Below are 25,530 nucleotides of genomic sequence, written 5' to 3'. Positions count from 1 at the left end.
GAAGACTCAGCCTTCCTTGCTGCGACCACGACCTGCTTGCTGGCCCTGCTTCGCTGTTGCGGCCACTTCCCGCCGCCTCTGCGCAGCCTCGCGTCTTGCGCGGGTGCGTAGCATTTTCGAAACTTCCATTTTTACGCCTGCTTCCAGGTGCTCCAGCGCGACTGTCTGCATGGACTCATCTCTATGTCTGGCAAGTTCGCGTATTTTGTAATACATCTTCTCTGAGATGCGCAGATTGAATGTTCTCGTGACGTCATCGCGGAGACTGGGGTCTTCCCACGGCTTGCCGGGATAGTTGAGTTCGGGGGCATGCAATTCGTCAAGAGACCTGCGGCCTGGGGGGAGACAATTGCCGCCTTCTCCTGTAATTCTCGCCATACCTAACCTCCGATACCTTGAAATAATAATTTTATGACGCTCGTCGGTGCTAGCCGAGCTCATAGACATGACATACAGATCAAAATCTTAAACGAGGCCAATCTACTTACACGCCCGTGCATTAGTATGATACTACATATGGCGTGGCAGGGTAACGGTATACTAAACATAACCCTGTGACTTTGCGGCAGCTCCAGAGTTCAAATCCCACTGCACAAAGCATGATCGAGCGCGTGACAATAGCGCCACACAAGGCTTGCAGCGTGGCCTGGGCACGTTCGTCAGAGAAGGAAACTGTAGAAAGGTTGCACCTGCCTCGGTGTATCGGGCACCTCTAGGTGACAGATAAGGTGGGGTGATGAGCCCATAGGTATGATATGATTCGCTGAATTTTTCTACAGGCCACTACAGACTCAAGTCTGGCCTATTTGCCTCCGGCCTTACGATCGTCGCCCTCCTCAATATAACTACCTGCCAGGTAGAATATCTCGGCAAAGATCAATCAAGTTGTAGGCAAATGGGGTGAATCCGTAGCCCAGCGTGGATTCATTGGCGTCCACGGCCGCTGTGGACAATCGTCACAATGCATCTCATTTGAGATACACTTAGCGGCGGGATAACACTGGAGATCTGAGATGGCCCGTACCTCTATGCTGCATGTTCGGGTAGAAGACGAACTCAAAGATCGTGCCGGCGAAGTACTTTCACGCTTCGGCCTGACCGTTTCGGAAGCTGTGCGCATGTTGCTAACTCGTATTTCTGAGGAAGGTGGCTTGCCGCCCAGCCTGACGCTCGATGCAGAGAGTTATGACGCGTGGTTTCGCGCCAAGGTGATGGAATCCCTGGCGGACACCAGACCAGGTGTGCCGCATCAGAAGGTTATGGATGAGGTACAGGCCCTGATTGATAGCAAGCGCAATCAACGTGCCTGAGCTGGAGTGGTCGCCAAAGGCCCGCGCTGAGCTACTGGCGCTCATCGAATACATCGCAGATGAAAACCCGGACGCGGCGCAGCACCTTAAAGACGACATCGAGGTCAAAGCCGCGAAGCTGCCTGAGCACCCAAAGCTCTATCGAGAGGGCAGGGTCGCGGGCACTAGGGAAATGATCGTAACGGCTAACTACATCGTGGTTTACAAAGAAACCGACGCGGCCGTTCGAATTCTCAACGTCATACATGCAGCCATGCAGTGGCCACCGGTATGAGTTAGAGATAAGGTGTCGCGTCGGTATTGGTCGACATGACGACACAAACCGCACCTCCTTCAATCCAGCTTCGACGCCCCAAGCAGATCTACTCATCAGCTACCGGTACCGCCACCGACCTTTCGCCCGCATCCCACCGCTCTACCGCACCCGGACACGCACTGCACACGCCCAGCCTTACCCCCTCGTCTAGTCTGAGCCAGTAGCAGGGTTGCTCAGCCACTTCGTCCCAACAGGCCGCCTGGTCGTGGCAGCCGCACGCTATGCAGTAATTCAGTGGCATCGTTACATCCTCGCTGAGTGCCCCGTAGTACCCCACCATGACCGCATTGCAGCCTCTACGGCCTGCTTCCGGGTTTTACAGGGGGGTGTCTGAGGTTGGTTCGGGATTTCAGCGATCCAGTGTCCGCTTAACCCGGTCACGTTGCCGATATAGCCTGCCGTTACACGGATACGGTAGCGGCCCTCACCCTCACGCTCCAAGGAATACGGCAAATCGTTCGCGGGAATCATCATGCACCCCACTGATTGAAGGTGTACCCGAGCGCCGCCCACATCGTAGGGTCAATCGGCAACGCCCGCACCTCCCCGGTTTTCACATTCACGAAGCTACCGTGGTACTGAATCTGCGCATCGCGGAGCAACCGATACAGCAAATTCAGTGCGGCATCGGCCAACGTGCGATTGATGAACGCATCCTGCGAGCGCAACGCCTCGGCGGCACTGCAGGAAGGCGTGTTGTCGTCCACCGTGTCGCGCAGTGTGGGGAACAATTCGACCACGTTGGGCAGGTGGCGGTCGCCGTGCGAAGGTCGGCCCAAATGGCCCAACACACACTGGCCATCGACAGCATCGTTGCCAAGATCGAGCCATAAGGTGTGGCGGTAAGTCCGAGCATAGGCGTCATGCAACGCCACCCGGAATGCTGCACTGTCCACGCACCCGATCAATAAATCCGGCTCACTGTTAGCAACTTCGGGCACATACATTTCCGGCACCGCCGCCCAACTCAGTCCGTGGTAGACGTTGGCGCGATGCACCAGTAGCGTGGCCTTGTTTTCGCCCACATCTTGATCGAAAAAGCGTTGCCGCACCGTATTCGACGGCGAAACGCTGTCGCCGTCATAAACCGTGACCCTCAGACCGGGGTGATCCAGTGCGTTCAGGACTTTATGCAGGCGCACCAGACCATCGAACACTTCCGACCCGGCCCCCCCCGCACCGAGCAGCACGATATTGAGCGGCCTGTCGATCCAACGTGCAGGCATATCAAAGGTCATGGGCGTTTTCATCATGCGCGGCTCCAAGGGGTCCAGTCGATAGGCAAGTGGCGTCCATGCACGCAGAGTCGCATGGCGATTTCCGGCGAGGGGCGGTCCAGCCGACCCAACACCGCAGCGAGGTAGAAACCCCTATCGTCCGCGTCATCCGTGGGGCTGAACCCGGCACGACCTGCGCCGTGGCTATGAATATCCACCGCGATATTCTCGGGGTCGATACCGACCACGCTGTAGTCGAGCCGGTGTGGATTGGCCAAGGTGGGCGGGGGCGCTACGAGGCGATACTGGCCGTTCTCAACCACGATCAGGCCACCCCACTCATTCGGCAACACAGCCCGCGCCAGCGCAATGCACTCGTTCAGCAGCTTCTGCGGCACCGGCCCGAACGGCATCGTGAACCTGGCACGCCGTGAGCCATACGGGAAGCGCCCCTTCTGAACCCTAAGACACACATCGAGGGCATTTGAACGAGCTTCTTGATAAACCCCATCCTGCGCCGCGACATAGCGATAAAGACCAAGACCGACAGGCGGCAGTTCCCCGAAGCGTGGAGCCATAAGCATCGGCGTGATACCCAATGCGGCATGGTCACGCGGATCGGTATAGAGACTATCGAACACGGCAAAATTCCTCCAAGCGGCGACCCATCGGATTGAGTCGATCTGATGGGAAAGCGGTCAGGTTTTCGAGCTTCTTCCAGAAGGCCAGATGCTGTGCGTTACTGACCTTCTTGCGCTTGTTTCCGGGCAGCAACGTCGCGGGTTGATTGACGTGCGTGAAATTCGTCTCAAATATGGCGTCATTCCAGACCGCGATCTGCTGTTCGACCGTCATGTGGCTGCGCGGTCGTGTCGCGCTACCCAAGCACACTTGCCCGAGTGGACCGACATTCATCAGCGGCGAGTGATAGAGCGGTGTTTTGCACTTGGGCCTGCCTCGCCCCCGGTAAGCCGCCACGTTCAGCGAGTCACCCGCCGCGTGAAAGATCAGTCCCGGCCACGGGACAGCCTTGAGCGTGACCCGCTTCCCCGCGACATGAAAGTACATCGGGCGCACGGCAGGCGGTGTGTACCACAGGAGGCTTCCGCCGCCCTGTGCGAGCAGCCGATCTGACACCCACTGCAGGCCCGCCTGCTTTTTCTGACCATCCAGCGTGGCGAGCCAGTCCCGCACGTCGCCCAACCGTAGTGCGCGACCCGCCTCTAGCGTGGCGATGCCATCCTCGCCCACCCTGACCGGGTGATGTCGCACCTCAACCTCGTAGCCCGTCTGCGCCATGATGATGGCTTGGGCCTGCGGTCGCGGGCGGTCTGTAACCAAGACCCGACCCGCTGCAATTTCGATGGTATTCATCAACCCTCCGACTGACTAAGCGCCTGTTCAACGGTGTGGGTGAATCCGACACAGGTACCGAAGCGCAACAAGGCCTGACTCACCTCACCGGGCGGCGCGTTGTAACTGAACGTGTCGAGAAAACCCTCACCGGCCTCCATCCCTTGCTGCGTCCAATCGCGGATGGCTTGTTCTTCCGAGTCACATCCCACGCGAACCCCCATGAGGTCGCCAAGGCCCCACGAGTCTTCGACCGTATCTTCCGAGAAGGGCAAGCACGCATCCGTGTGCAGTTCGCACAGCAGTCGTGCCCCGAGCAGCAAGCAACGATCCCGCGCATCCTCAACCCCGTCCCGCTCAAGCCGCTTCACAATCCCCTGTGCTTCGGCTTCTTCCATGCGGACGGCCTGCCCGTACCATGCGTGTTGCGGTATGCCGCGCTCACCGATCAGTCGCAGTTCCGAGGCCGTCTGGAGCCAGTACAGACCGCCGTTTTCGATTTCCTCGATCAGACTCGGGCCTGCCTTGTGGGCGAGCAGTTCGGACAGCAAGGCGTCACAACGCTCTGCGTCCTCCGGGTCTGTACCCACGATCAGTGTGAGGTGCGCCACCGACAGATCGCTTACCACTTCCCCGTAGAACCCGAACGCATAGGAGCAAAAGCCTTCCTCCCCGGTCAGGCAGAAGGGATACAGGGCAAGCGCCATACGCAGTAGATCGCGCTGCTTTTCCGCTTCGCTCGGGGTGTCCGGGCTACGCCATACATCGTGCATCAGCGTCGATTCGGACTCGACGCACAGGCCTTCCACACGTGCGTACACGGCCAGAAAGGTGCCCCACTCAATCGCCTGATCGGCACACACATCAGCACCTTTCTGGAAGCCACGATTCACCCAACCTGCGGCCTGCTGGCCGACCCGTTGGATGATGGAGGCATCCAGCCACAAGCCCTCGGGACGGCGTGCCTGTGCCACCTCTTCCAGGCTGATCCAACCCTCGCGTAGCGCAAGGCGCAGCGCATTGGCGGCGGCGCGTCGTTGAGGCACTGTCGGGGCAAGTTTCTCCGCGAAGCTCAAGCCCTCGATACGCGGAATGCGGCTCAGGCTGGCGGCAAAAGTTTCCAATCCAACCGGCTTGGGGCTGACGGCAACCTGCCGAGAGCGTCGAAGGCGGCGCGAAGCTCTTGCCCCGTTCTGGCTTCCGTGACTGCTGCGCGATTCCCGCGCTTTCTGCGTACCTTTTGCGTGGGCGTGTAGGTCATCAACGCCTCCACGCCCACGGGTTCCTCGATCAACGCGCATTCCAGTTCCAGCCATGTCAAAGTCTCCTGTGCAGGGTCCACGGCTCAGCCCTTGGACTTGGCGCGAACGACGAAGGTGAACACCAGCACGTCGCCCTCGACCACCGGCCCCTCGACCACCGCCCCCTGTAGGTAGGGGAAGTTGGGTCGATAGAACTCAAGCACCTGCTCCGGGTTGTAGTCGCTACCCGGATCGGGGAACTTCACCGCACCCATGCGGAACTCGCGGCGGGCCTCGATTTCGATCACTTCACTCATCACCTTGTCTCCTTAAAAGAGGCTTGCCGGGTTCTGCTTGGTATCGGCTGCAACCGGCTCGGGTGCCGCGACCGGCTCGGGCGGCGGTACGGCGTCCGCACCGGATTCCTCCGCATCATCGTCCGATACCGCGTCGGGTGCCGGGGGCGGGGCTGTCGCCCCACCCTTGCCCTTGGCCTGACTGGCTGTCGCCTTGGCATCTTTCAAGCGGCTCTGCACGCCCTCGAACCCTGCCTGCAATTCAGCGCGGTCTGCACTGATCTGTGTGACTTGCTCCGCAAAGCGGGCATCGAGGTCCGGGGCTGTCGCCGTCCAGATCAGCGGCATCGCAAGTCCCGCCCGGATGGCCTGCGCTTCATCAGAGAGGTCGGCGGCGGCTTCCGTAAGCTGCGGCAGGATCGCCACCCGCAAACGGCCATCGGAGAGGCGTTCGATACTGAACGCGAGCTTTTCATCCGCCTGCATCAGTTTTTCGAGTTCCTTGAACATGATGGCTCGCTCCTTAGCTCAGCTTATGCAGGACGGAAGGGACATATTGGGCATCGACACTGAACCCGGCCTTGGTCGCCGCTTCGACCGCATCGAGGATTTCCGGCTTCTTGCCCTTAATGAGCTTGGCAAAAGCCCCTTCACCCTGTTCCGCGTTGTACCAGTCGGCAAACCCTGCCCCGCGCAGCACGTCCTCTAGGCCATTCTTGGTATGGGCGTCGAGATAATCGCGGGTCAGTTGGACACGGCCCTTGAAGTTGACCTCATGCAGCTTGAGCACGCTCGCGGTGTAACAGGGCTTCTGATCGAGAATGTTGGAGTTCTCGCCGTTGTTTGCCGCCTGCTCGCCGGTTATGAGGCGCAGGATTTCTTCGAGCAGCGCATCGTCGGCGGCGAATAGCCGTTCGAGGCGACCACTGGTACTCGCGCAAATCCCTGCCACCGCACCACTGGCGTTTTCCGGCAACTTGCAACCCCTGTGTCCGATCAGGGCATCCAGTGCCAAGGCCATTTGCAGGTGCGGGTCCGTTTGAACGGTGTCACGCGCCCAATCGCGTGCCTGCTGGTAATTGACCTTGAGAACCGCCGAAGGCAGCTTAGCCACGCCCGGTGACGCCGCCTTGGTGTCCGGCTTTTTGGCGGCTGTCTTGGTCTTGGCGCTTGACGCACTGGCCTCGCCTTTCGCACCCGCGTCAGTCGCGTCCTCTGCGTTCACGGTTGCGGTTTGCGGTGCATCGCCGCTCGCCTCCAAGGCCCGCTGGTAGGCCTCGGCCTTCTCGTTCATGCAGGCGAGGTCGAAGCACTGCTCACCCGTGGCAAGACCGAAGGAACCGGGACGGGTCGAGAGCATTGCACCGAAATTCGCGCAGCCACGGCAGGCACGGGCCTGCGATTTGCCGACCACGGACGATTCGAGTTGCTTGTAGTCCTCCGGGGCCTTTTCCGTGTCCAGAAACACGACGCTGTATTCCGTCGCGTACTCGGACCTTTTCTCCGAAAGCGCCGCTTCGGACTTTTCCTGATAGCAGGCGCGGTTCTGGCATTTCCCGGCGCTGATCGTTTCCTCGAACAGCGAACATTGAATATCCGAATTGCTTGGGCAGGTGGCGCACTGCGTTTTGTCGAAGATGGCCTTGTCGAGGTCCATTGCGAACTGAGAAATCTTCGCCTTGAGGTCGGACACGTTGATTTTCTGCTCAATCACGCTTCCAAGCGTTCCGGGCTGCATGTCCTCCGCAAGCGTACAGAGCAATTCCGCGTGACCGAGCTTGATGCGTCGTTCGGTCAGGGCCGTCAGCACATCTTTGTGGGCGTGAAGCAGCAGCAGTCGTGCCTTGAGCTTCTGCGGGGGCCACGCCAGCGCACGGCAAGCCTCGGCGTGGTCGCCGTCGCAACGACTCAGAATCTTGCGTGCCGCCAGAGCCTCATCAGGCGCCGACATATCTTCGCGGTGGACATTCTCATGGGTGGCCGTTTCCAAGGCCTCGGCATCGTCAAGGTGGCGCACCACGCAGGGCAATTCGGCCAACTCAGCGAGCTTCGCCGCACGATACCGGCGCTCACCGGCAACCAGACGAAAGCCCTCGCCTTCCAAGGCGGGACGGACGATCAGGGGTTCAATAATGCCCTGCTCTTTGATGCTCGCGGCCAGTTCTTCCAGCGAAGTCTGATCGAACCACGAACGGGGATTTAGGGCGGGATCGGTCGAAATCAGGTCGATGGGGATTAATTGAAACCCCTCCCCTCCCTGCATGACATGGGCAGCAGCACTCATCATTGATTTCTCCATTGCCGGGATGGCGCCCGGTGCGCTGGTTCGTAATCGAACCGATGGGTTAATACTAGTCCTGCACAGCCATAAAAACAAGCCAAAAATTAATTAATAAACTGTGGATAAACCTGTGCTGCAAATTAAAAGGGTATCCGGAATCCACTGTTGAACCCGGCCCTTGATTGGTCTGATCAATGTATCCGCATCTCGGAATTGACTGTTGATTCCATCAATGTCACTCTTTGTCCGAAACTCGGAATGGAGTGTTGAGGTCGATGCAATTCGATTTTGGATGCAAACAATACTCTGGCCACCAGGCGCACAATTTTGATGGATTAAGACTTCTGGCCTGTCGATGACTCAAGACATGCTTGAGTTACCGCCCTCTGTGGCCGACATTCTCAATCTGCCGCAGCTCAGAGCCCGTGAGATTGAGGAGAACGGCGACCATTACCGTATCAAGGCGGAAGGTATGGTCGAGCCGACCGCCTGCCCCTTGTGTGCGTCGTCATTATATCGACATGGCACTCAGCCTCAGACCTACATGGATACCCCCATACACGGCAAGCGCGTTGCCCTCGACATTCAGCGCAGACGGTTTCGATGCAAAAACTGCGGCAAGACGCTGTTTGAGCCTCTACCGGACATCGACGACAAGCGTTTAGCGACAACACGGCTGGTGAAGTACGTCGAGACACATTGCCTGCGCAAAACCTTCGCCGAACTCTCCCGAGAAGTGGGTATCGATGACAAGACCGTCCGCCACATCTTCGATGACTATGTGGCCCGCCTGAAACAGGACGTTGTCTTTGAAACCCCGGAGGTGTTGGGTATCGATGAACTCAAGATCATCGGTCAATACCGCGCCATGATTACCAACGTCGAAAAGCGCGCACTGTTCGACATGCTCCCGACCCGCAACAAAGCCGATCTCATCATCTACTTCAAGGCACTGCCAGAGAAAAGGCGAGTCAAGGTCCTGACAATGGATTTGTGGAGCGTCTACCGGCAGGTCGCGCAGGATCAATTCCCTGGCCGCATGATCGTGGCGGATCGCTTCCATGTTGTGCGCATGGCCAATGATGCGATTGAACGGGTGCGTAAACAGATCAGGAAAGAACTGTCTACTCGTGAAAGGCTCAAGCTCAAAAATGACCGATTTATCCTGCTTTCACGCCATGACAACTTGAGCAGTAGCGCGCAGGAGAAGCTGAGTTATTGGAGCATGCTTCATCCACATCTGGGTATGGCTTACGCCGCCAAGGAAGCATTTCACGACATCTACAACCACCCTACAAAAAGCGATGCGATGCGAGCTGCAAAAGATTGGGAAGCCAGTCTCAATCCGAATGTGGCCTGGGCATTTAGGGAAGTCAAAGGCGCTCTGCATAGCTGGTGGACGGAGATATTCAATTATTACGATCATCCGATCTCAAACGGCTACACTGAATCGATCAACAACATCGCCAAGGGCATGAATCGCATGGGACGCGGCTACAGCTTCGACGTGATCCGGGCACGCCTGCTCTTTGATGATGAGGCTCGGGCCGATACGCGGACCACCGTCCGCAAGAAAGTCAGGAAACGTGTTCAGCCTCCGGATACGTTCGGTTACACGATGTCTGATGCAATGTATCAAGCGCCCAGCCAAAGCAGATACAAGACTGTAATTGAGGAAAGGAGGGTCGAATACGGACCCTATCTCCCCACGCTCGCCCATAAGCTTGAGGCGGGCGATTTCGACTGAACAACGCTGATGACGATTCGCGGGCTCTGCCAGCTGGCCGGCGTGTTGTCAGACGAGAACCGGGCACTGCTGCACCTATACAGGATCACAGCCGCGCACGGTATGAGATCTGGCCGAGCTGTCCGGCCGCGCCGCCAGCAACCTATCGTGCACGCTGCGCAATCTGGAGGGTTACGGTCTGGTCAAGCTGCACCGCAGCCCGGATACTCGCGCCGTGCGTCCGGAGGCGCTGGCCACGGAATTTCTGGGGGTGCTGGACTGACCCGCCCGCCGGCAAACCGATTCTCACCGCCTATGAACAACAGGAATCACAGATGGCCAATGGCAAGGACAAGAACAACGGCGGCAACCTTGGGTTCGAAGCCGAACTGTTCAAGGCCGCCGACAAGCTTCGCGGCAACATGGAGCCCAGCGACTACAAACACGTCGCCCTGGGGCTGATCTTCCTCAAGTACATCTCCGACGCTTTCGAGGCCCGTCATGCCGAGCTGTTGAGCGAAGATGAGCAAGCCGCAGAGGACAAGGACGAATACCTGGCCGACAACATCTTCTGGGTGCCGAAGGATGCGCGCTGGTCGCATCTGAAGGCCAACGCCAAGCGCCCCGAAATCGGCCAGCTCATCGACGACGCCATGCGCGCCATCGAGAAGGACAACGAATCGCTCAAGGGCGTGCTGCCCAAGGACTACGCCAGACCGGCACTGAACAAGGTGATGCTGGGCGAACTGATCGACCTGATCTCCGGTATCGCCATGAACGAAGGCAGCCCCAATGGATCAAGTCGGTCCAGGGATGTACTCGGCCGCGTCTACGAATATTTCTTGAGCCAGTTCGCCGGCGCCGAGGGCAAGCGCGGCGGCGAGTTCTACACCCCGTGCTCGGTGGTGCAGGTGCTGGTCCAAATGCTCGAACCCTACTCCGGCCGCGTCTACGACCCCTGCTGCGGCTCAGGCGGCATGTTCGTGCAGAGCGAGAAGTTCGTGCTGGAACACGGCGGGCGCATCGGCGACATCGCCATCTACGGCCAGGAGAGCAACTACACCACCTGGCGCCTGGCCAAGATGAACCTTGCCGTGCGTGGCATTGACTCGGATATCCGCTGGAACAACGAGGGCAGCTTCCACAAGGACGAGCTGCGCGACCTGCGCTTCGACCATATCCTCGCCAATCCGCCGTTCAACATCTCCGACTGGGGCGGCGACCGCCTGCGCGAAGACGCGCGCTGGCAGTTCGGCGTGCCGCCCGTGGGCAACGCCAACTATGCCTGGCTGCAGCACATCCACTGGCACCTCGCCCCCTACGGCACCGCCGGCGTCGTGCTGGCCAACGGCTCCATGAGTTCCAACCAGAGCGGCGAAGGCGACATCCGCAAAGCCATGGTCGAAGCCGACGCCGTGGATTGCATGGTGGCCCTGCCGGGTCAGTTGTTCTACTCCACTCAAATCCCCGCCTGCCTGTGGTTCCTCGCCCGCGACAAATCCAACGGCAAGCGCGGCAAGGAGACACTACGCGACCGACGCGGCGAAGTGTTGTTCATCGATGCCCGCAACATGGGCACGTTGGTGGACCGCACCCGGCGCGAACTCAGCGATGCCGACATCCAGAAGATCGCCGATACCTACCATGCCTGGCGGGGCGAGAAGGGTGTCGGCAAGTACGCGGACATCCCCGGCTTTTGTAAGAGCGCCAGCCTCGAAGAAATACGCAAGCATGGCCATGTGCTTACCCCCGGCCGCTATGTCGGTGCGGCCGAGCAGGAGGACGATGGCGAACCCTTCGAGGACAAAATGCGGAGGCTCAGCGCGCAGTGGCGCGAGCAGCAAGCGGAGGCGGCGCGGCTGGATGCGGCGATCGAGGCCAACCTGAGGGAGCTAGGGTATGGCGGGTGACTGGCAATCATTGGCGGCGGAGGATTTCTGTGCCTCAGTTCGCGACGGAACACATGACTCTCCGAAGTCGGTCGATCATGGGCGTTCCCTAGTGACTTCGCGGCATATCACCGGGGGACGGCTTGACCTAAGCAATGCCTATTTGATCTCGCAAGAAGACTTCGACGCGATCAACAAGCGTAGCAAGGTTGATCGTTGGGACGTGCTAATTTCCATGATCGGCACGGTTGGTGAAACTTGCCTAATAAGAGATGATCCGGACTTCGCCATCAAGAACATCGGTCTCTTCAAGTGCAAGGGAGAGATTGATGGAAAGTGGCTTTACTACTTCCTGCGTACACCTCAAGCGCAGCAGTTGATTCGCGAGCAAGCGCGCGGAACAACCCAGCAGTACATCCCGTTGGGTGCCTTACGGAAGATTCCGATTCCGGTTCCAAACAGCACTGATGATATGCGTTCCATCGCCCACATCCTCGGCACGCTGGACGACAAGATCGAACTCAACCGCCGCCGCAACCAGACCCTGGAGGCCATGGCCCGCGCCCTGTTCAAGGACTGGTTCGTCGACTTCGGCCCCGTCCGCGCCAAGATGGAAGGGCGCGAGCCGTACCTGCCCCGCGACATCTGGGCGCTATTTCCCGAGCGGCTGGATGATGAGGGGAAGCCGGAGGGGTGGGAGTTGGGAACGCTTGGCGATGTGGCAGAGCATCCACGCCGAAGCATCCAGCCCGATAATATTGAGCCAGATACACCTTACATTGCACTTGAACATATGCCTAAGCGATGCATTGCTCTGAGTGATTGGGATCGAGCGGACTCACTGGGAAGCAACAAGTTCGAGTTTAGAGAAGGTGAGATCCTGTTCGGGAAGCTACGCCCCTATTTCCATAAGGTCGGCATCGCGCCAATTAGTGGTGTTTGCTCCACTGATATTGTCGTAGTCACCGCCAAGAAGGAAAGATGGTTCGGTCTTGTGCTCTGCCATATTTCAAGCGATGAGTTTGTCGAGTACACAAATGCGGGATCGACTGGAACGAAGATGCCACGGACGAGTTGGAATGAGATGGCTCGTTACAGCTTGGTGTTGCCGCCAGAAGCGCTGGCTAGGACGTTTAATAAAATTGTTCGGCCATGGGTGGGGCAGATTATTGGCGGCATCCATGAATCCCGCACCCTCTCCCAACTCCGCGACACCCTGCTGCCCAAGCTGATCTCCGGCGAACTGCGCATCAAGGATGCCGAGAAATTCCTGGAGCGCGTGGCATGACCCGCCTCCCCGTCAACCCCGAGCTGCTGAGCTGGGTGCGTGAGCGCGCCGCGCTGGATACGCTCGCGCTGGCGGGGCGGTGGCGTTCAGGCGCCACAACACCCGGGGAGGGAACCCATGAATAAGATCGTGATTTTCGAGTACGGCGACCAGCCGGTACAGGTGCGGCTGGAGGGCGAAACGGTCTGGTTGAGCCTTCAGCAGTTGGCCGAGTTGTTCGAGCGCGACAAGTCGGTGATCTCCCGCCACCTGAAAAACATCCTTGATACCAAGGAGTTGGAGCGAAGCGCAGTTGTTGCAAAAAATGCAACAACTGCCGCCGATGGCAAAACCTATCAGGTTGAGTATTACAACCTCGACGCCATTATCTCCGTCGGCTACCGGGTCAACTCGACCCGCGCCACCCGCTTCCGCCAATGGGCCACCGGCGTGCTGCGCCAGCACCTGGTCGAGGGCTACACCCTCAACCAACAACGCCTGCGCGAGCGCGGCATCGAGTTCGAGCAGGCGCTGGACTTGCTTTCGCGCACGCTGGCCAACCAGCAACTGGTCAGCGCCGAAGGCGAAGCGGTGCTGGGCGTAATTGCCGACTACGCCCGCAGTTGGAGCCTGTTGCAGGGTTACGACGAGCAGAGCCTGACCGGGCAGACCGGCAAGCAGCAGGGCATGCAGGCGCTGGAACTGGATACCGTGCTGTCCGCCATTGCCCGGCTCAAGGCCGAGCTGATCGCCAAAGGCGAGGCCACCGAGCTGTTCGGCCAGGTGCGCGGCGACGGGCTGGCATCCGCCCTGGCCACCATCGAGCAGGGCTTTGGCGACGAGCTGTTTTACCCCAACGTCGCCAGCCGGGCGGCGCATCTGCTGTATCTGGTGATCAAGAACCACCCCTTCGCCGATGGCAACAAGCGCACCGGGTCTTTTCTGTTCCTGTGGTACCTGCGCCTGAACCAGCACCTGCTGGCGCGGCCCGTGGAGCGGCTGATCAACGACAACACTCTGGTGGCGCTGGCGCTGCTGGTGGCCGAAAGCAAGCCCGCTCAGAAAGAACTGATGGTGAAGCTGGCGGAGCATTTTGTGTTGTTGAAAGAGGTTGGCGCATGACCTTCAGCCCCGATCACCACCATCGCCGCAGCCTGCGCCTGAAGGATTACGACTATGCCCAGGCCGGGGCGTATTTCGTGACGATCTGCACGCAGGACCGGGCGTGTTTATTTGGGGCAGGTTGCGGACGATGAAAATACGGCTGACCGAGGCCGGACGCTGCCTGCACGAGCAATGGATGACGTTGCCGGAACGATTCAACGGTGTGACCCTGGATGCGTGTGTGATGATGCCCAATCGTTTTCACGGAATCGTCTGCATTCAACCCGTAGGGGCGCAATTCATTGCGCCCCAAACGCCCGAAAATCCGCATGCGATTCCGGGTACGATGAATCGCGCCCCCACGTCGTGGGAGGGGGTGTGATGGCCTTTCTCTCCGAAGCCCAACTGGAAAATGCGCTGCTCGAACAACTGGCCGGGCTGGGCTTCGCCTGCGCCTCGGACGAGATCATCGGTCCGGACGGCAAGCAGCCGGAGCGGGAGGCCTACGATGAGGTGGTGCTCAAAGGCCGACTCACCGCCGCCGTGGCGCGGCTGAACCCGGCGCTGCCCGCTGAGGCGCAGGACGACGCCGTTCGCCGCCTGACGCAGTCGGAACTGCCCAACCTGCTGGAGGAGAACCGCCGCATCCACCGGCTGCTCACCGAAGGCGCGGATGTGGAGTACTACGCCGAGGACGGCACGCTGACGGCAGGCAAGGTGCGGCTGATCGACTTTGAGCAACCGACCAACAACGACTGGCTGGCGGTGCAGCAGCTCACGGTGATCGCCGGGCAGGTGAAGCGCCGGCCCGATGTGGTGGTGTTCGTCAACGGCCTGCCGCTGGCGGTGATCGAACTCAAAGCCCCCGGCGGCGAGAACGCGACGCTGGCCGGCGCCTTCAATCAACTCCAGACCTACAAACAGCAGATTCCGGCGCTGTTTCGCAGCAATGCGCTGCTGGTGACCTCCGATGGCCTGTCGGCACGGGCGGGCTCCCTATCGGCGGATCAGGAGCGTTTCATGCCCTGGCGCACCACCGACGGCACCCGGATCGAGCCCAAGGGGATGCCGGAAATGGCCACGCTGATCGAGGGCGTATTCGAGCAGGGGCGCTTCCTCGATCTGTTGCGCCACTTCACCGTGTTCGGCGAGACCGGCGGCGGGCTAATCAAGATCATCGCCGGTTACCACCAGTTCCACGCCGTGAAGAAGGCCGTGATTTCCACGCTACGGGCGAGCCAGCGTACGGTGGCCGAGGACCCAGCCGTCTACGGACTGCCCAGCGTCAAGGACCAACCGCCCGGCGACCACAAGGCCGGGGTGATCTGGCACACCCAGGGTTCCGGCAAAAGCCTGCTGATGGCCTTCTACGCGGGCCTCCTGGTATTCGACCCACGCATGACCAACCCAACGCTAGTGGTGCTTACTGACCGCAACGATTTGGACGACCAGCTGTTCGCTACCTTCTCGATGTGCAAGGACCTGATTCGGCAAACGCCAGTGCAAGCCGAAGACCGGGAGCACCTGCGTAGCTTGCTCCACCGTGCATCCGGCGGCGTGATTTTCACCACGCTGCAGAAGTTTGCACCGCAGCCGGGGGAAACCGAATTTCCGACACTGACCGATCGCTCCAACGTCGTGGTCATCGCCGACGAGGCGCACCGCAGCCAGTACGGCTTCAAGGCCAAGGTGGCGGGCAAGACCGGCGAAATTGCCTACGGCTTCGCCAAATACCTGCGCGATGCCTTGCCCAATGCCTCGTTCATCGGCTTCACCGGCACGCCGATCGAAAAGGATGATGTCAATACGCCCGCCGTATTCGGCCACTACATCGATATCTACGACATCAGTCGGGCGGTCGAAGACGGCGCCACCGTGCCGATCTATTACGAATCACGGCTGGCGCGCATCGAACTGGACGAGGACGAGAAGCCGCGTATCGACGCCGAGATCGAGGCGCTGCTGGAGGACGAGGACGAACCCAGCGCCGAGCGCACCAAGCAAAAATGGTCCACAGTGGAAGCGTTGGTGGGCAGCGACAAACGCTTGGCGCGGGTAGCGGCCGACCTGGTACAGCACTTCGAAGACCGTGTTGCGGCGCTCGATGGCAAGGCGATGGTGGTATGCATGAGCCGACGTATCTGTGTGGCGCTCTATGACGAAATCATCAAGCTGCGCCCTGACTGGCATAGCCAGGACGACCATGCCGGGCAAATCAAGATAGTGATGACGGGTGCGGCTTCCGACCCGCCTGAATGGCAGCAGCACATCGGCAACAAGACGCGGCGCGATCTGTTGGCGAAGCGCGCCCGAGACCCACATGACCCGCTGCGGTTGGTGATCGTACGCGATATGTGGCTGACCGGTTTCGATGCGCCCAGTATGCACACGATGTACATCGACAAACCGATGCGTGGCCACGGCCTGATGCAAGCCATCGCCCGCGTCAATCGCGTGTTCCGCGATAAGCCGGCGGGATTGATCGTGGACTACATCGGCATCGCGCAAAACCTGAAATCGGCGCTTGCCCAATACTCCAAGCCCGACCAGGACAAGACAGGCATCGACGAGGCCGAAGCCATTGCCGTGCTGTTGGAGAAGTACGAGATCGTGCGCGATATGTTCCATGGCTTCGACTACCGTTCCGGCCTTGGCGGCACCCCGACCGAGCGGCTAGCGATGATGGCTGGCGCCATAGAATGGATACTCGACAAGCAGCAACAGTGGGCCGCAGCAGAGAAAACGCCAGAAGCCAAGAAGCAGGCACAGCGGCGTTTTGCCGACGGCGTGTTGGCGCTATCGAAAGCTTTTGCGCTAGCCGCGAGTTCGGATGAAGCGCGCGGCATCCGCGAGGAAGTGGGTTTCTTCCAGGCGATCTGGGCGGCTTTGATCAAAACCGGTAATACGGCGGGTACGACACGACAGGATCGCGAGCTGGCCATTCAGCAGATCGTCAGCCGCGCTGTGATATCGACCGAGATTGTCGACATCCTCGCCGCAGCCGGTATCCAGACCCCGGATATTTCAATCCTGTCGGACGAGTTCCTGTTCGAAGTGCAGCAGATGGAGAAGAAGAACCTAGGGCTGGAAGCGCTGCGCAAGCTGCTCAACGACAGCATTCGATCGCGTTCACACTCCAACGTAGTCGAAACCCGCGGATTTACCGAACGATTAGAAGATGCTATCGCCCGCTATCACGCCAATGCCATCACCACCGCCGAGGTGTTGCAGGAACTGATTAAGCTTGCCCAGGATATCCGTGCCGCGCGGAGTCGTGGTGAGGAGCAAGGCCTGTCCGACGAAGAAATAGCCTTCTACGACGCGCTGGCGGAAAACGAGTCTGCGCTACAGGTGATGGGCGACGACAAGTTACGAGTGATTGCCCACGAACTGCTTGTGAGCCTGCGCGAAAACGTGGCTGTGGACTGGGCACACCGAGAATCTGCCAGGGCCCGGCTCAGGGTGCTGGTGAAGCGAATCCTACGTAAGTACGGTTACCCACCGGATCTGCAGGATGCTGCGGTGCAGACGGTATTACAGCAGGCCGAAGTTCTTTCTGCGCTGTGGCAGCCAGGGTATGCCCACTGACGGTGGTCTCCGCATAAAATACTGGTTGAAATACCAACTGTCATCACCGGGCCCTATCTCTAACTATGTGGTTGACTACGTCTGTGATGGAGATAGCTGATTCTGGTAGTGTCCGTTATGTGGATGCTTGTCTGAACTGGTGCTTTCGGCCAGAAGGAGTCGGTCACAGCATCTACTCCTTGGACATTTGATTGACTGCTTCCGATTGTCGCCTGTCTCGCTATGAAACAGAATGTGGATCACCTGTGCCTATATAAGAGGTGGCGATTCAATATGAGAAACTGACTGCAATTGAACCCACCCTTCTCAAAGAGGATTTCCTATATGTCTATAAGAAATATTCCTTTGCTGATTTCACTAGTGATCATCGTGCCATCAGTTCATGCAAGCACATTCAAATATGAAGATGCCCCTCTTTCCAAGATCGTAAAAAAATTGCGAGTCGATGATCATGATATTTATAGCCTACAAGGGCCTGACATAGTTCCATCTATTCAAGATGGCCTATCATCAGCAGCAGAAAGCATAACTACTCACCTTAATTTTCTGGGCACGCTTGCCAGTCTATATACCAGCATGGGGAATCCAAAAGACAAACGATTGGTTTATTACCAACTGTCGGGAGAAAAATTGTTGTTTGGTTATAGATGTAAAATGACCGATCAATACATCAGCCAGATTATGGGCAGCATCCAAGATGCTGCGATGGTCATTGATGCCCAGCAGCTAAGGTCTGATATAAGGCAGTCTTGTGATCTTGTTCGAAAATGGCAAGGCATAACTCCATAAATAGAGCTCTACCTAACATGGAATAATTGAGGGAAGATCTTTTCTTAACAGGCTGTTGAAATTGGCCGCGATTTCTCGGCATTTTGGGCGCGAAAGATCGTCTGCAAATGCCGATACGGATGAATTACGCCAATTGTTGGGTCAATGGTTCTGGAAATCGGTGTTTCGGACGCAGTAATCCCTCGAATGACAGCCTTCAACATGCCGCCACCCCCAGATTGCGCATCCGAACCCAGGTTGTAGGCGGCCATCGTCAGCACGAACTGAAAGTCGAGCTTCTCGGGACCTACAAACCGGCTCTTGCGCAGCCCACCGATCGTCTTCGCCCACCCAAAGCATTCCTCGATCCGCTTGCGGATCGTCTGGCTGCTGCGGTAGCCAGGACGTGCCGTGGTACGTCCATCGATCGCCGAGGCACGCCGGGTGTCGTTCTGCGCAACGTGTGGCGTGGCGTTCGCCTCGCGAAGCCGCCGCACGAAGCCCCGTGTGTCGTAGTTCTTGTCCGCGCCCACGGTCACCCGATGCGTGCCTGTGAGCGCTTCGACCATCTCGGCACCCACCTCCCGTTCGGCCCGGCCCGTCGCCTGACTGACCCGCGCATCGACCACCAGGCCGTGGCGGTTCTCCATCAGCAGATGGCCCATGTAGCTGAGCTTGGCGGTCGTGCCTTGGCTCTTGCGAAAGAGAAAGGCCTGCGGGTCGGTCTTCGAGGCATGGGTGTCGCGCGTGCGGCGCTCACCGCGGAAGTCCACCGAGGGGTTGCGGCCGCTGCCCTGCGTCGGCGGTTCGTCTTCATCCTTCGGCCGATAGCTCTTGAGCGAAGCCAGGGCCTCGATCAGGGTGCCGTCGACGCTGAAATGCTCCCTGGACAACAGATCCGCACCCCGGGCCTGCTCGAGCACCTGGGCAAAAAAGCGGTGCGCCACTTCGCCCTCAAGCAACCGATCGCGGTTCTTGGTGAACGTCGAGTGGTGCCAGACCTTGTCATCCATCGAAAAACCCACGAACCAACGAAACAGCAGGTTGTAGTCGAGCTGCTCCATCAGCTGGCGTTCGCTTCGAATCGAGTACAGCGCCATCAGCAGCTGGGCCCGCAGCAGCTTCTCCGGTGGGATCGAGTCGCGCCCCAGTCCTGCGTAAAGCGCATCGAAGTCGCCATCCAATGCCGCAAGCGCCTCGTCGGCCATCTGCCGGATCGGCCGAAGTGGGTGATCCTTCGGCACTCGTTGCTCCGGACTCACCGTGCTGAACAGCCCATCCTGCTGAATATCAGCTCCTCGCATCTTCGCTATCGTCCTTATTTATCCGAGACCCCATCTTCGACAATCTGGGGAGTTTTTCAACAGCCTGTTAATGTACTAATCTGAAAATATACCCCTAATAAGCGAGTCAAACACCCTTCGGTTTCTCACGCGACAGATTTATTCTACTTATATTACCTGTTAATTATTACGATGGGGCCACATTAACGTGAATAGGACAAGCACGCGGTCATTAAACCTTGAACGATTTCAGGGTAGGGGCCCCGGTGCAATCTCCGTCATCAAACTGATGATGGTCTGCAACGACCTGTCGCTTTCGAATCAGTCCCTGGGAGAATGGAAGAAGGAGCGGCCGAGTTGGTTAACCGCGCGAAAGATTGGTGCCGGGATGTATTTCTTGAGAATACAGCTTGCCCACCTTAAAGAAGGATTTAAAGTCATCGAAGAAATCAAGAACGACCCACAACTCTCGACGCTCATTACGCGTTGTGACGATAGAACGCAACAATCCTTCTGGGAATTAGTCCAATTCCTACCGAATGCACCGAAATCCAAGGAGTTTGAGCAGATAATCGGTCGCGTTCGTCACAATCTGGCATTTCACTATGATGAAAGCGGCAAGATGATTAAAATGGCACTTGCTGACAGAGCAGGTCGTCCCGACGCAAGGTATTCATCGATAACAAGAGGCAGCACCGCTCATCTTTGGTATTTCAAAGTTGCTGACGACATCATAGATAGTATCGTCGTACGTCAAATTTGGAATATACCCCGTAACAAGAATCTCCGTGTAGAGGCTGATCACATGTCCGATCGCGTACATCAGATATTCATCTGGTTCATGGACTTTTCAGGGGAGTTCATATGGAAGTATTGCGAAGGCTGATGACTAAGTCGTCATCAATCCTATACACACTTCTTATCAATTGTCGCCTGCTTTAGTTCAGATACCGGCCATCATGGCCTGGCGAAGACAACAGACGGCTTCGGGTCGAAAGTACGCACTCATCCAAATGAAAAGCAGCCGTCCATAACTCAATCACCCCTTCATAGCTTGGCCGCTTCAACCAAATACGGCACCACTTTACGTTGAAAGATCCTGTCATCTTCAACCACTAATTTTGGATACCCTACAATAAAAGATAATCGACGGACCTGAGCCTGTTGCGCCAATCACTTTTCAACAACTTGATGCGAACATCGATTCTTCTGCGGCGACCGACATTCAACAAGAGGCAGCTCCATCTTCATTGCTGAGTTCAACACTCAATTCCGAATACCCAATTAAAAAACCCGGCCACAATAATGTGACCGGGTTGTATGTATTTACTCGTCGTCAGGCAACGGCTCGACGGCGATCCAGACGCCAGATAGCGGATCGACGCCCTCGTTGGCAAAGGTCGTCGCTTCGGCTAGTTGCGTGACCGGATTAGGCAACCGAGGACGGGTAAACTCCATTTCCTGCAGTGGCCCGCTCGCGGTCATTTTCCTCGCTTTGAACCTCGCATCGCTCATGGCTGACCTCCAATTTGTTTCATCAAAGAACGTGTGTCCGGGGTGAAAAAACCAAATGGACGCCGACCCGAGAGGATCAGCCCAGGCGCAAAGAAAAAGCGCAACAGAAACGACGAACGCCGCTCTGTATATGTCAGCTTGTACTGCTGACCGATTGCTTCGATGCGATAATGAATATCGCTCAGCATAAAGTCCCCAAATGCGGTACTGGCCCTGACAACGCGCATCAGTCGATGCGCATGTGCATTGACTTCGCGTACCGACATCTGCGAACCGTCGGGGTTCTGAATATCCAGAAACAGCTCTGATTTCCTGATTGTGGACATCGTGATTTCTCCAAATGTGGGAAAGCGCCCACCCCGCGTTACCGCATGATTGCGGCTTTAAGACTGGCCTCAATCTGACGATTGGTATAATACTATTCACAACCAATCACCCTCATAAGGTACTTTTCAGACGTGAGCGAATATCCGCCACCACCCAACACCGACTGGATCGGCCTGTGGTCGGGTGACGGCGGCGTGCGCCACGCTTCGCGCAAGCGCACACGCTATGGCGAATCGGTGGTGGGGCTATGCCCTGCACACGATGACCACAACCCTTCGCTGCAGCTCTGGGTCGATCAGGACGGCTGGCCACAGTGCAAGTGCTACGCCGGCTGCGATCGTGTGACGGTGATGGAAAGCCTCACCCCGCACCTGTGGCCTGACAACCACCCGGCCCTGCTCGCGCTCCGCAAAGGCACTTACCGCCCGACCCCTCGACCAGCCCCACAATCCGCACGCGGCCCGAGTCGCTACAAGAAGGACGCCCGCAAGGAATTTGCCGAGTTGTCTCTCAAGGCTCCGCCCCCACCCGACCGTTACCCTTACGCGCTCAAGGGGCTGCATGAGGACATTGTCAGCGCCGAACCCAGTGGCTACGGTCCGTGGACCTATCACGCGATGCCTGAAGGGGAACCCGCGCTGCGCGTCTATCGCTTCGATCTCGTGAACCACGACGGCGAGATGGATAAGACCTTTCGACAGGCCACGCCGCGCAGGGAACATGGCAAGGTCCGCTGGACGGGTTCGGGGTTGTCGTATGACGACATCGAGCGAGGCCTCCGCGTCTACCCCTACGGGTACGAACGGATCGCACAGTTCGAGCAGATGCCACTGATCTGGGTTGAAGGAGAGAAAAGCGCCGACGCATTACGCCAACTCGCACCCGACCTCATTGCCTTGTCCCTGATTGGTTCACGACCAGAGGCTCACGATTTTGAGGCACTGCTCGCCAGACAGTCGCGCTACCACGTGATCTGGCCGGACCCCGATGAACCCGGCGACCAGAAAGCCGAATGGCTGTATCGGCAGATTGCCAATGTGCCAGGTCAACACCTCGCCATGCTGCCACCGACGAGCCTCGGTCTGCGCGAGACCGAGGATGCCTGGGACTGGTGCCGCAAACAGAATCGCAAACCCTCCGGCACGGCCCGCGAGCTGCTGTTGTCGGTGCTGCGCCACCTCCGCTTTCTCCCGACTCCCGTGCGTTACCGCATCACGGTCGAAGCGAATGACGGGCACCGGGTCAGGCATTCCTGTCTGCAGGGTGATGACGTGCCCGGCCTGATCCGTAGTCACGGCACGCCGGAGTACACGTGTATCGAGGTAGTCGATCTCGAAGGTGGACTGTGCGTAGCTCGTTGGGACCGAGACCCAGACACCGACGACAACGCCTGGCAACGTGTCGACCCACAAGCTCCCAAGAACAAGCCCGTGCGCGAACCACGGCAAGCATCGAAGGGATCGCAGAATCCCGCTCAATCAAGGCGACAAGCAGTACCTGCAACCAACCACTAACCAATAACGATCACAGGAGGATGTCGCCATGGCAGTGGATCACTGAACCTGTGAATTATTCTGATCTTCGTTAGTTTCCGTATACGCCTAATCAACGCCCGATAAAAAGGCTCCCAAAAATATGGGAGCCTTATTGAGTATTACGAAGCGTGTCGACGAGCTTGATTTTGACGCAGTCGCCCAACACTCTCGACAGCGGATGCCCAGATGACTTGGGCATCGTACGGCTCGCCACCCATCAATGATGCATGATCGAGCGCCCTTTCCGCTTCGTCCGACAAATGCCAGAAGCGTTGAGCGAATAGATCTCGGATTCGCTCTACGGTGGCTGCGGTGGCCAGCCCTTTCTGGATGACGGCTAGCTGGAACAAGAAACGCTCTTTTTGGGTGCGATTCGACTTCGACATAAACGCCTCCACATCGTCATGACCGTGACGCACGGGCGTAGGCAAATGACCTACACACGATTTGTGAGACGTGCGGGCACAACCTGAAAAACTGAGATCCGTAAAGACACATGGCGAAGTGCACCCTATACTCGCGGCAAGGTCACTGAGGTCAAGGCAACATGATCCCCATAGAGTTAGCCGAGAACTGCCCCTATGAAATTGCACTTCAGCATCCACTGGGCGAAGTGATGTCGCCAATCAAGGGGGTTGTCTGCAGCCCCATCGTCCGCGATGTCGAGGGCCACGTGATTTATCGCGTGGAGATTTCACTCAGACGTCCCATCGCTCGATTGGAGCCGGACGGGTACAACCTCCACATCTTTGGCATTGACACGAATGACCCTGAACTCGATACACCCGCGTCGGTGGTGTCGATACGACATCGGGCGGCCGAGTGGGCCTGCAACGGCCCACTGTTCTATGTGATGACAGCCAAGAGCGTCACGGTGCTGCTGGTGCCGGCAGGCTTGCTGACTGGGCAGCTAGACCGCATGCATTCTTGAGCGCAGCGAATGCGCTCAACATAGGGGGGGGTACCTATTACACATATCATTTCGGCCTCAACCTCGCGCGAGGAATGAAGCCAACCAACCTCAGCGTCCTGTCGTTGAGGGGCTACCAATTACACGTATCATCCGGCCCAACCAAGCATGACCTGGCAGAACGGCGGTCTCGCTGAAGACATGCCCTGGGGGCTACCAATTACACATATGATTCGCAGGGCTGCCGCCAGATCAAGCAAGGAACAACCACCGTTTTCGCAACCCAGGGGGTGCCGATTACACGTATTACCCGAAAGCGGCGTAAAGCGATGTCGGAGGGGCGAAGAGGATGATCAAGTAGGGCAGAGAACTATCGGTGTCGACGCAAACCCGGCGACACGGGGGGTGCCGATTACACATATTGAAACGACCGCAGCACCCTACTTCGACTTGATGGATTTCGTACGGTAGGCGATAGGTGGCGGAGACGATCCAATCTGCAAACCGCCTTCAATGATTTTTGCCTTTGCCTGCGGGTAGACAGCCAAAACGGATTTAATTGCGACTTTGAACTTGCGCTTGAAATTTTTGATGCCAGAGCTTCCGCCATATTCCTGACCGAATTGCTCGTGCAAAGTTTTCCAGTGAAGCACTATCGGTTTGCCAGATATTCGGTGCAGCCGATTTGCGAGAAAGCAGTAGATATCAAGACATAGCGAGCTGCCTCGCAGGGCTGACATCGCGCGACGATCTAACGGTGTAGCGCCATTCTGAAGCGTCTTGAAATATTCCTCGGACATATACAGCACCCCCGGCCATACAATCCTCTGTTTCCCGCGCTTGCCCTTGGTAAAGGTAACCAGCGAACTGATCATCGGCGCGGGATTATGAGTGATCCCTCTAAAACCCATCTGTATTCGGCACGCCGTCAATGACTTCAATTGTTTTGCCAGCATGTGGTGGCGACGGGTATCACCGTCATCGCTGCCGATGTTGCGCAGGAATTCGGCGGCAGACCGGCCGACAGGGATTTCACGAGTGTCATTTCGTAGCGCGTAAGTCGATAACCAGGCGATGGCCAACCGTGGTATGGGACCGTAGGGCAGAGGCTGCATTACTGGACCGCCACCCTCATCAATTGCACCTGCCTGAACCATAAGCCAGGCATCGCCAGAACGCCGGAAAAATTCTCGCTCAACCACTTCTGATCGTGGCAGGCCAACCTGGCACATGACGGTACTCAGGAACGCGATGTCTTCCGAGGTAGGGGGGGTTTCGTGTATCTCCAGGTGCTTAGTGATGATACTCAGCTCATTCTTCGAGAAACAGCCCGGGTCGCCTGCGGAGACAAAGGAGTCGTTTTCATCAAACAATGATGTCTGTGTGGGCTGGATGAGCTTTGGGGCCTGCGGTCCCCTTGTGCCGATCGATCTACCACTCATTCGCTCCGGCAAGTCAATCGTTTTCCCTCTGACCATCTTTCGAGCAGTCTGCTCAGCCTCATCCCGTGGCATACCACGAGCCACTGCACGCCGAATGAAGTCTGCGCGCCAAGCATCGTCTGTATGTGGCGCAGCCGCTGCAGTCTCACTGGCATCGAACAT

The 25,530-nt window shown here is 57.9% G+C and carries 26 protein-coding genes and 1 pseudogene; 14 read left to right on the top strand and 13 right to left on the bottom strand.

The window, feature by feature from the left end:
- Positions 1-6: 6 nt before the first annotated feature.
- Entirely contained in the window at positions 7-378 is a 372-nt protein-coding gene (locus tag BJI67_RS15820) for a hypothetical protein (RefSeq protein WP_156782233.1), read from the bottom strand.
- A 635-nt stretch (positions 379-1,013) separates the two neighbouring features.
- On the opposite strand from BJI67_RS15820, the gene relB reads away from it, so the two are divergent.
- Together relB and BJI67_RS15810 are read left to right on the top strand one after the other, a co-directional pair.
- Positions 1,014-1,310, top strand: coding sequence for a type II toxin-antitoxin system RelB family antitoxin (relB, locus tag BJI67_RS15815; RefSeq protein WP_070074233.1), 297 nt, complete (start codon positions 1,014-1,016; stop codon positions 1,308-1,310).
- Positions 1,303-1,584: a type II toxin-antitoxin system RelE/ParE family toxin gene (locus BJI67_RS15810; RefSeq protein ID WP_070074232.1), complete on the top strand. Its 282-nt coding sequence runs from the start codon at positions 1,303-1,305 to the stop codon at positions 1,582-1,584. Before relB ends, BJI67_RS15810 begins: the two co-directional genes overlap by 8 nt.
- A 512-nt stretch (positions 1,585-2,096) precedes the next feature.
- On the opposite strand, the gene BJI67_RS15805 is transcribed toward BJI67_RS15810, so the two are convergent.
- The 7 genes from BJI67_RS15805 to BJI67_RS15775 all read right to left on the bottom strand — a co-directional run bounded on the left by BJI67_RS15805 (position 2,097) and on the right by BJI67_RS15775 (position 8,020).
- A complete protein-coding gene (locus BJI67_RS15805) occupies positions 2,097-2,879 on the bottom strand; it encodes a PRTRC system ThiF family protein (protein ID WP_231940960.1) in 783 nt (260 codons plus the stop codon).
- A complete protein-coding gene (locus tag BJI67_RS15800; RefSeq protein ID WP_070074231.1) occupies positions 2,876-3,484 on the bottom strand; it encodes a PRTRC system protein A in 609 nt (202 codons plus the stop codon). Before BJI67_RS15800 ends, BJI67_RS15805 begins: the two co-directional genes overlap by 4 nt.
- Positions 3,474-4,217 carry a PRTRC system protein B gene (locus BJI67_RS15795; RefSeq protein WP_070074230.1) on the bottom strand — a complete coding sequence of 248 codons (744 nt, stop codon included), beginning with the start codon at positions 4,215-4,217 and terminating at the stop codon, positions 3,474-3,476. The genes BJI67_RS15800 and BJI67_RS15795 overlap by 11 nt, the downstream gene beginning before the upstream one ends.
- On the bottom strand, positions 4,217-5,320 hold the full coding sequence (locus tag BJI67_RS15790; RefSeq protein WP_070074229.1) for a hypothetical protein: 1,104 nt from the start codon (positions 5,318-5,320) through the stop codon (positions 4,217-4,219). The genes BJI67_RS15795 and BJI67_RS15790 overlap by 1 nt, the downstream gene beginning before the upstream one ends.
- A 221-nt stretch (positions 5,321-5,541) precedes the next feature.
- A complete protein-coding gene (locus tag BJI67_RS15785) occupies positions 5,542-5,754 on the bottom strand; it encodes a PRTRC system protein C (RefSeq protein WP_070074228.1) in 213 nt (70 codons plus the stop codon).
- A gap of 12 nt (positions 5,755-5,766) precedes the next feature.
- Positions 5,767-6,243 carry a PRTRC system protein E gene (locus BJI67_RS15780; protein WP_070074227.1) on the bottom strand — a complete coding sequence of 159 codons (477 nt, stop codon included), beginning with the start codon at positions 6,241-6,243 and terminating at the stop codon, positions 5,767-5,769.
- 13 nt (positions 6,244-6,256) lie between these two features.
- Positions 6,257-8,020, bottom strand: coding sequence for a PRTRC system ParB family protein (locus BJI67_RS15775; protein WP_197513425.1), 1,764 nt, complete (start codon positions 8,018-8,020; stop codon positions 6,257-6,259).
- Between the two features lie 361 nt (positions 8,021-8,381).
- On the opposite strand from BJI67_RS15775, the gene BJI67_RS15770 reads away from it, so the two are divergent.
- From BJI67_RS15770 to BJI67_RS17610, 9 genes are all read left to right on the top strand, one after another.
- Positions 8,382-9,761 (top strand): ISL3 family transposase, encoded by a 1,380-nt coding sequence (locus tag BJI67_RS15770; protein ID WP_197513424.1) that lies wholly within the window; start codon positions 8,382-8,384, stop codon positions 9,759-9,761.
- Positions 9,762-10,075: 314 nt separating this feature from the next.
- Entirely contained in the window at positions 10,076-11,650 is a 1,575-nt protein-coding gene (locus BJI67_RS15765; RefSeq protein ID WP_070074225.1) for a class I SAM-dependent DNA methyltransferase, read from the top strand.
- A complete protein-coding gene (locus tag BJI67_RS15760) occupies positions 11,640-12,917 on the top strand; it encodes a restriction endonuclease subunit S (protein WP_070074224.1) in 1,278 nt (425 codons plus the stop codon). The genes BJI67_RS15765 and BJI67_RS15760 overlap by 11 nt, the downstream gene beginning before the upstream one ends.
- Positions 12,914-13,042, top strand: coding sequence for a hypothetical protein (locus BJI67_RS18150; protein WP_269449634.1), 129 nt, complete (start codon positions 12,914-12,916; stop codon positions 13,040-13,042). Before BJI67_RS15760 ends, BJI67_RS18150 begins: the two co-directional genes overlap by 4 nt.
- Positions 13,035-14,018 carry a virulence protein RhuM/Fic/DOC family protein gene (gene rhuM, locus BJI67_RS15755; protein WP_070074223.1) on the top strand — a complete coding sequence of 328 codons (984 nt, stop codon included), beginning with the start codon at positions 13,035-13,037 and terminating at the stop codon, positions 14,016-14,018. The genes BJI67_RS18150 and rhuM overlap by 8 nt, the downstream gene beginning before the upstream one ends.
- Complete coding sequence (locus BJI67_RS17615; protein WP_156782232.1) at positions 14,015-14,152, top strand: hypothetical protein; 138 nt, start codon at positions 14,015-14,017, stop codon at positions 14,150-14,152. Before rhuM ends, BJI67_RS17615 begins: the two co-directional genes overlap by 4 nt.
- Positions 14,149-14,382 (top strand): hypothetical protein, encoded by a 234-nt coding sequence (locus tag BJI67_RS15750; protein ID WP_070074222.1) that lies wholly within the window; start codon positions 14,149-14,151, stop codon positions 14,380-14,382. The genes BJI67_RS17615 and BJI67_RS15750 overlap by 4 nt, the downstream gene beginning before the upstream one ends.
- Entirely contained in the window at positions 14,382-17,588 is a 3,207-nt protein-coding gene (locus tag BJI67_RS15745) for a type I restriction endonuclease subunit R (RefSeq protein WP_070074221.1), read from the top strand. The genes BJI67_RS15750 and BJI67_RS15745 overlap by 1 nt, the downstream gene beginning before the upstream one ends.
- A 324-nt stretch (positions 17,589-17,912) precedes the next feature.
- A complete protein-coding gene (locus tag BJI67_RS17610; RefSeq protein WP_156782231.1) occupies positions 17,913-18,377 on the top strand; it encodes a hypothetical protein in 465 nt (154 codons plus the stop codon).
- A 196-nt stretch (positions 18,378-18,573) separates the two neighbouring features.
- On the opposite strand, the pseudogene BJI67_RS15740 reads toward BJI67_RS17610, so the two are convergent.
- Positions 18,574-19,660: pseudogene (locus BJI67_RS15740) on the bottom strand (IS5 family transposase).
- Between the two features lie 376 nt (positions 19,661-20,036).
- Between BJI67_RS15740 and BJI67_RS15735 the strand changes: the two are divergent.
- Positions 20,037-20,525 (top strand): hypothetical protein, encoded by a 489-nt coding sequence (locus BJI67_RS15735; RefSeq protein ID WP_156782230.1) that lies wholly within the window; start codon positions 20,037-20,039, stop codon positions 20,523-20,525.
- A 440-nt stretch (positions 20,526-20,965) separates the two neighbouring features.
- On the opposite strand, the gene BJI67_RS15730 is transcribed toward BJI67_RS15735, so the two are convergent.
- Positions 20,966-21,154 (bottom strand): hypothetical protein, encoded by a 189-nt coding sequence (locus BJI67_RS15730; protein ID WP_070074219.1) that lies wholly within the window; start codon positions 21,152-21,154, stop codon positions 20,966-20,968.
- Entirely contained in the window at positions 21,151-21,480 is a 330-nt protein-coding gene (locus tag BJI67_RS15725) for a hypothetical protein (protein WP_070074218.1), read from the bottom strand. The genes BJI67_RS15730 and BJI67_RS15725 overlap by 4 nt, the downstream gene beginning before the upstream one ends.
- A 132-nt stretch (positions 21,481-21,612) precedes the next feature.
- Here BJI67_RS15725 and BJI67_RS15720 point away from each other — a divergent pair, with 132 nt between their 5' ends.
- On the top strand, positions 21,613-22,995 hold the full coding sequence (locus BJI67_RS15720; protein WP_070074217.1) for a toprim domain-containing protein: 1,383 nt from the start codon (positions 21,613-21,615) through the stop codon (positions 22,993-22,995).
- 140 nt (positions 22,996-23,135) lie between these two features.
- Here BJI67_RS15720 and BJI67_RS15715 read toward each other — a convergent pair whose 3' ends face one another.
- Positions 23,136-23,402, bottom strand: coding sequence for a hypothetical protein (locus BJI67_RS15715; RefSeq protein WP_156782229.1), 267 nt, complete (start codon positions 23,400-23,402; stop codon positions 23,136-23,138).
- Between the two features lie 161 nt (positions 23,403-23,563).
- On the opposite strand from BJI67_RS15715, the gene BJI67_RS15710 reads away from it, so the two are divergent.
- Positions 23,564-23,947, top strand: coding sequence for a hypothetical protein (locus tag BJI67_RS15710; RefSeq protein ID WP_070074215.1), 384 nt, complete (start codon positions 23,564-23,566; stop codon positions 23,945-23,947).
- A 419-nt stretch (positions 23,948-24,366) separates the two neighbouring features.
- Here BJI67_RS15710 and BJI67_RS15705 read toward each other — a convergent pair whose 3' ends face one another.
- A complete protein-coding gene (locus BJI67_RS15705; protein ID WP_231940959.1) occupies positions 24,367-25,530 on the bottom strand; it encodes a replication protein RepA in 1,164 nt (387 codons plus the stop codon).

The organism is Acidihalobacter aeolianus, assembly GCF_001753165.1.
GTDB classification, from domain to species: Bacteria; Pseudomonadota; Gammaproteobacteria; order DSM-5130; family Acidihalobacteraceae; genus Acidihalobacter; species Acidihalobacter aeolianus.
Note: the sequence above shows the minus strand (reverse complement) of the source record. Positions and strands in the feature narration are given on the sequence as shown.

Bases quoted from the DNA above. Each gene is read 5' to 3' on its own strand.
- BJI67_RS15820 (WP_156782233.1), bottom strand. From the start codon at position 378: ATGGCGAGAATTACAGGAGAAGGCGGCAATTGTCTCCCCCCAGGCCGC.
- relB (WP_070074233.1), top strand. From the start codon at position 1,014: ATGGCCCGTACCTCTATGCTGCATGTTCGGGTAGAAGACGAACTCAAA.
- BJI67_RS15805 (WP_231940960.1), bottom strand. From the start codon at position 2,879: ATGATGAAAACGCCCATGACCTTTGATATGCCTGCACGTTGGATCGAC.
- BJI67_RS15795 (WP_070074230.1), bottom strand. From the start codon at position 4,217: ATGAATACCATCGAAATTGCAGCGGGTCGGGTCTTGGTTACAGACCGC.
- BJI67_RS15785 (WP_070074228.1), bottom strand. From the start codon at position 5,754: ATGAGTGAAGTGATCGAAATCGAGGCCCGCCGCGAGTTCCGCATGGGT.
- BJI67_RS15780 (WP_070074227.1), bottom strand. From the start codon at position 6,243: ATGTTCAAGGAACTCGAAAAACTGATGCAGGCGGATGAAAAGCTCGCG.
- BJI67_RS15775 (WP_197513425.1), bottom strand. From the start codon at position 8,020: ATGATGAGTGCTGCTGCCCATGTCATGCAGGGAGGGGAGGGGTTTCAA.
- BJI67_RS15770 (WP_197513424.1), top strand. From the start codon at position 8,382: ATGCTTGAGTTACCGCCCTCTGTGGCCGACATTCTCAATCTGCCGCAG.
- BJI67_RS15765 (WP_070074225.1), top strand. From the start codon at position 10,076: ATGGCCAATGGCAAGGACAAGAACAACGGCGGCAACCTTGGGTTCGAA.
- BJI67_RS15760 (WP_070074224.1), top strand. From the start codon at position 11,640: ATGGCGGGTGACTGGCAATCATTGGCGGCGGAGGATTTCTGTGCCTCA.
- BJI67_RS18150 (WP_269449634.1), top strand. From the start codon at position 12,914: ATGACCCGCCTCCCCGTCAACCCCGAGCTGCTGAGCTGGGTGCGTGAG.
- rhuM (WP_070074223.1), top strand. From the start codon at position 13,035: ATGAATAAGATCGTGATTTTCGAGTACGGCGACCAGCCGGTACAGGTG.
- BJI67_RS17615 (WP_156782232.1), top strand. From the start codon at position 14,015: ATGACCTTCAGCCCCGATCACCACCATCGCCGCAGCCTGCGCCTGAAG.
- BJI67_RS15750 (WP_070074222.1), top strand. From the start codon at position 14,149: ATGAAAATACGGCTGACCGAGGCCGGACGCTGCCTGCACGAGCAATGG.
- BJI67_RS15745 (WP_070074221.1), top strand. From the start codon at position 14,382: ATGGCCTTTCTCTCCGAAGCCCAACTGGAAAATGCGCTGCTCGAACAA.
- BJI67_RS17610 (WP_156782231.1), top strand. From the start codon at position 17,913: ATGTCTATAAGAAATATTCCTTTGCTGATTTCACTAGTGATCATCGTG.
- BJI67_RS15730 (WP_070074219.1), bottom strand. From the start codon at position 21,154: ATGAGCGATGCGAGGTTCAAAGCGAGGAAAATGACCGCGAGCGGGCCA.
- BJI67_RS15725 (WP_070074218.1), bottom strand. From the start codon at position 21,480: ATGTCCACAATCAGGAAATCAGAGCTGTTTCTGGATATTCAGAACCCC.
- BJI67_RS15715 (WP_156782229.1), bottom strand. From the start codon at position 23,402: ATGTCGAAGTCGAATCGCACCCAAAAAGAGCGTTTCTTGTTCCAGCTA.
- BJI67_RS15710 (WP_070074215.1), top strand. From the start codon at position 23,564: ATGATCCCCATAGAGTTAGCCGAGAACTGCCCCTATGAAATTGCACTT.
- BJI67_RS15705 (WP_231940959.1), bottom strand. From the start codon at position 25,530: ATGTTCGATGCCAGTGAGACTGCAGCGGCTGCGCCACATACAGACGAT.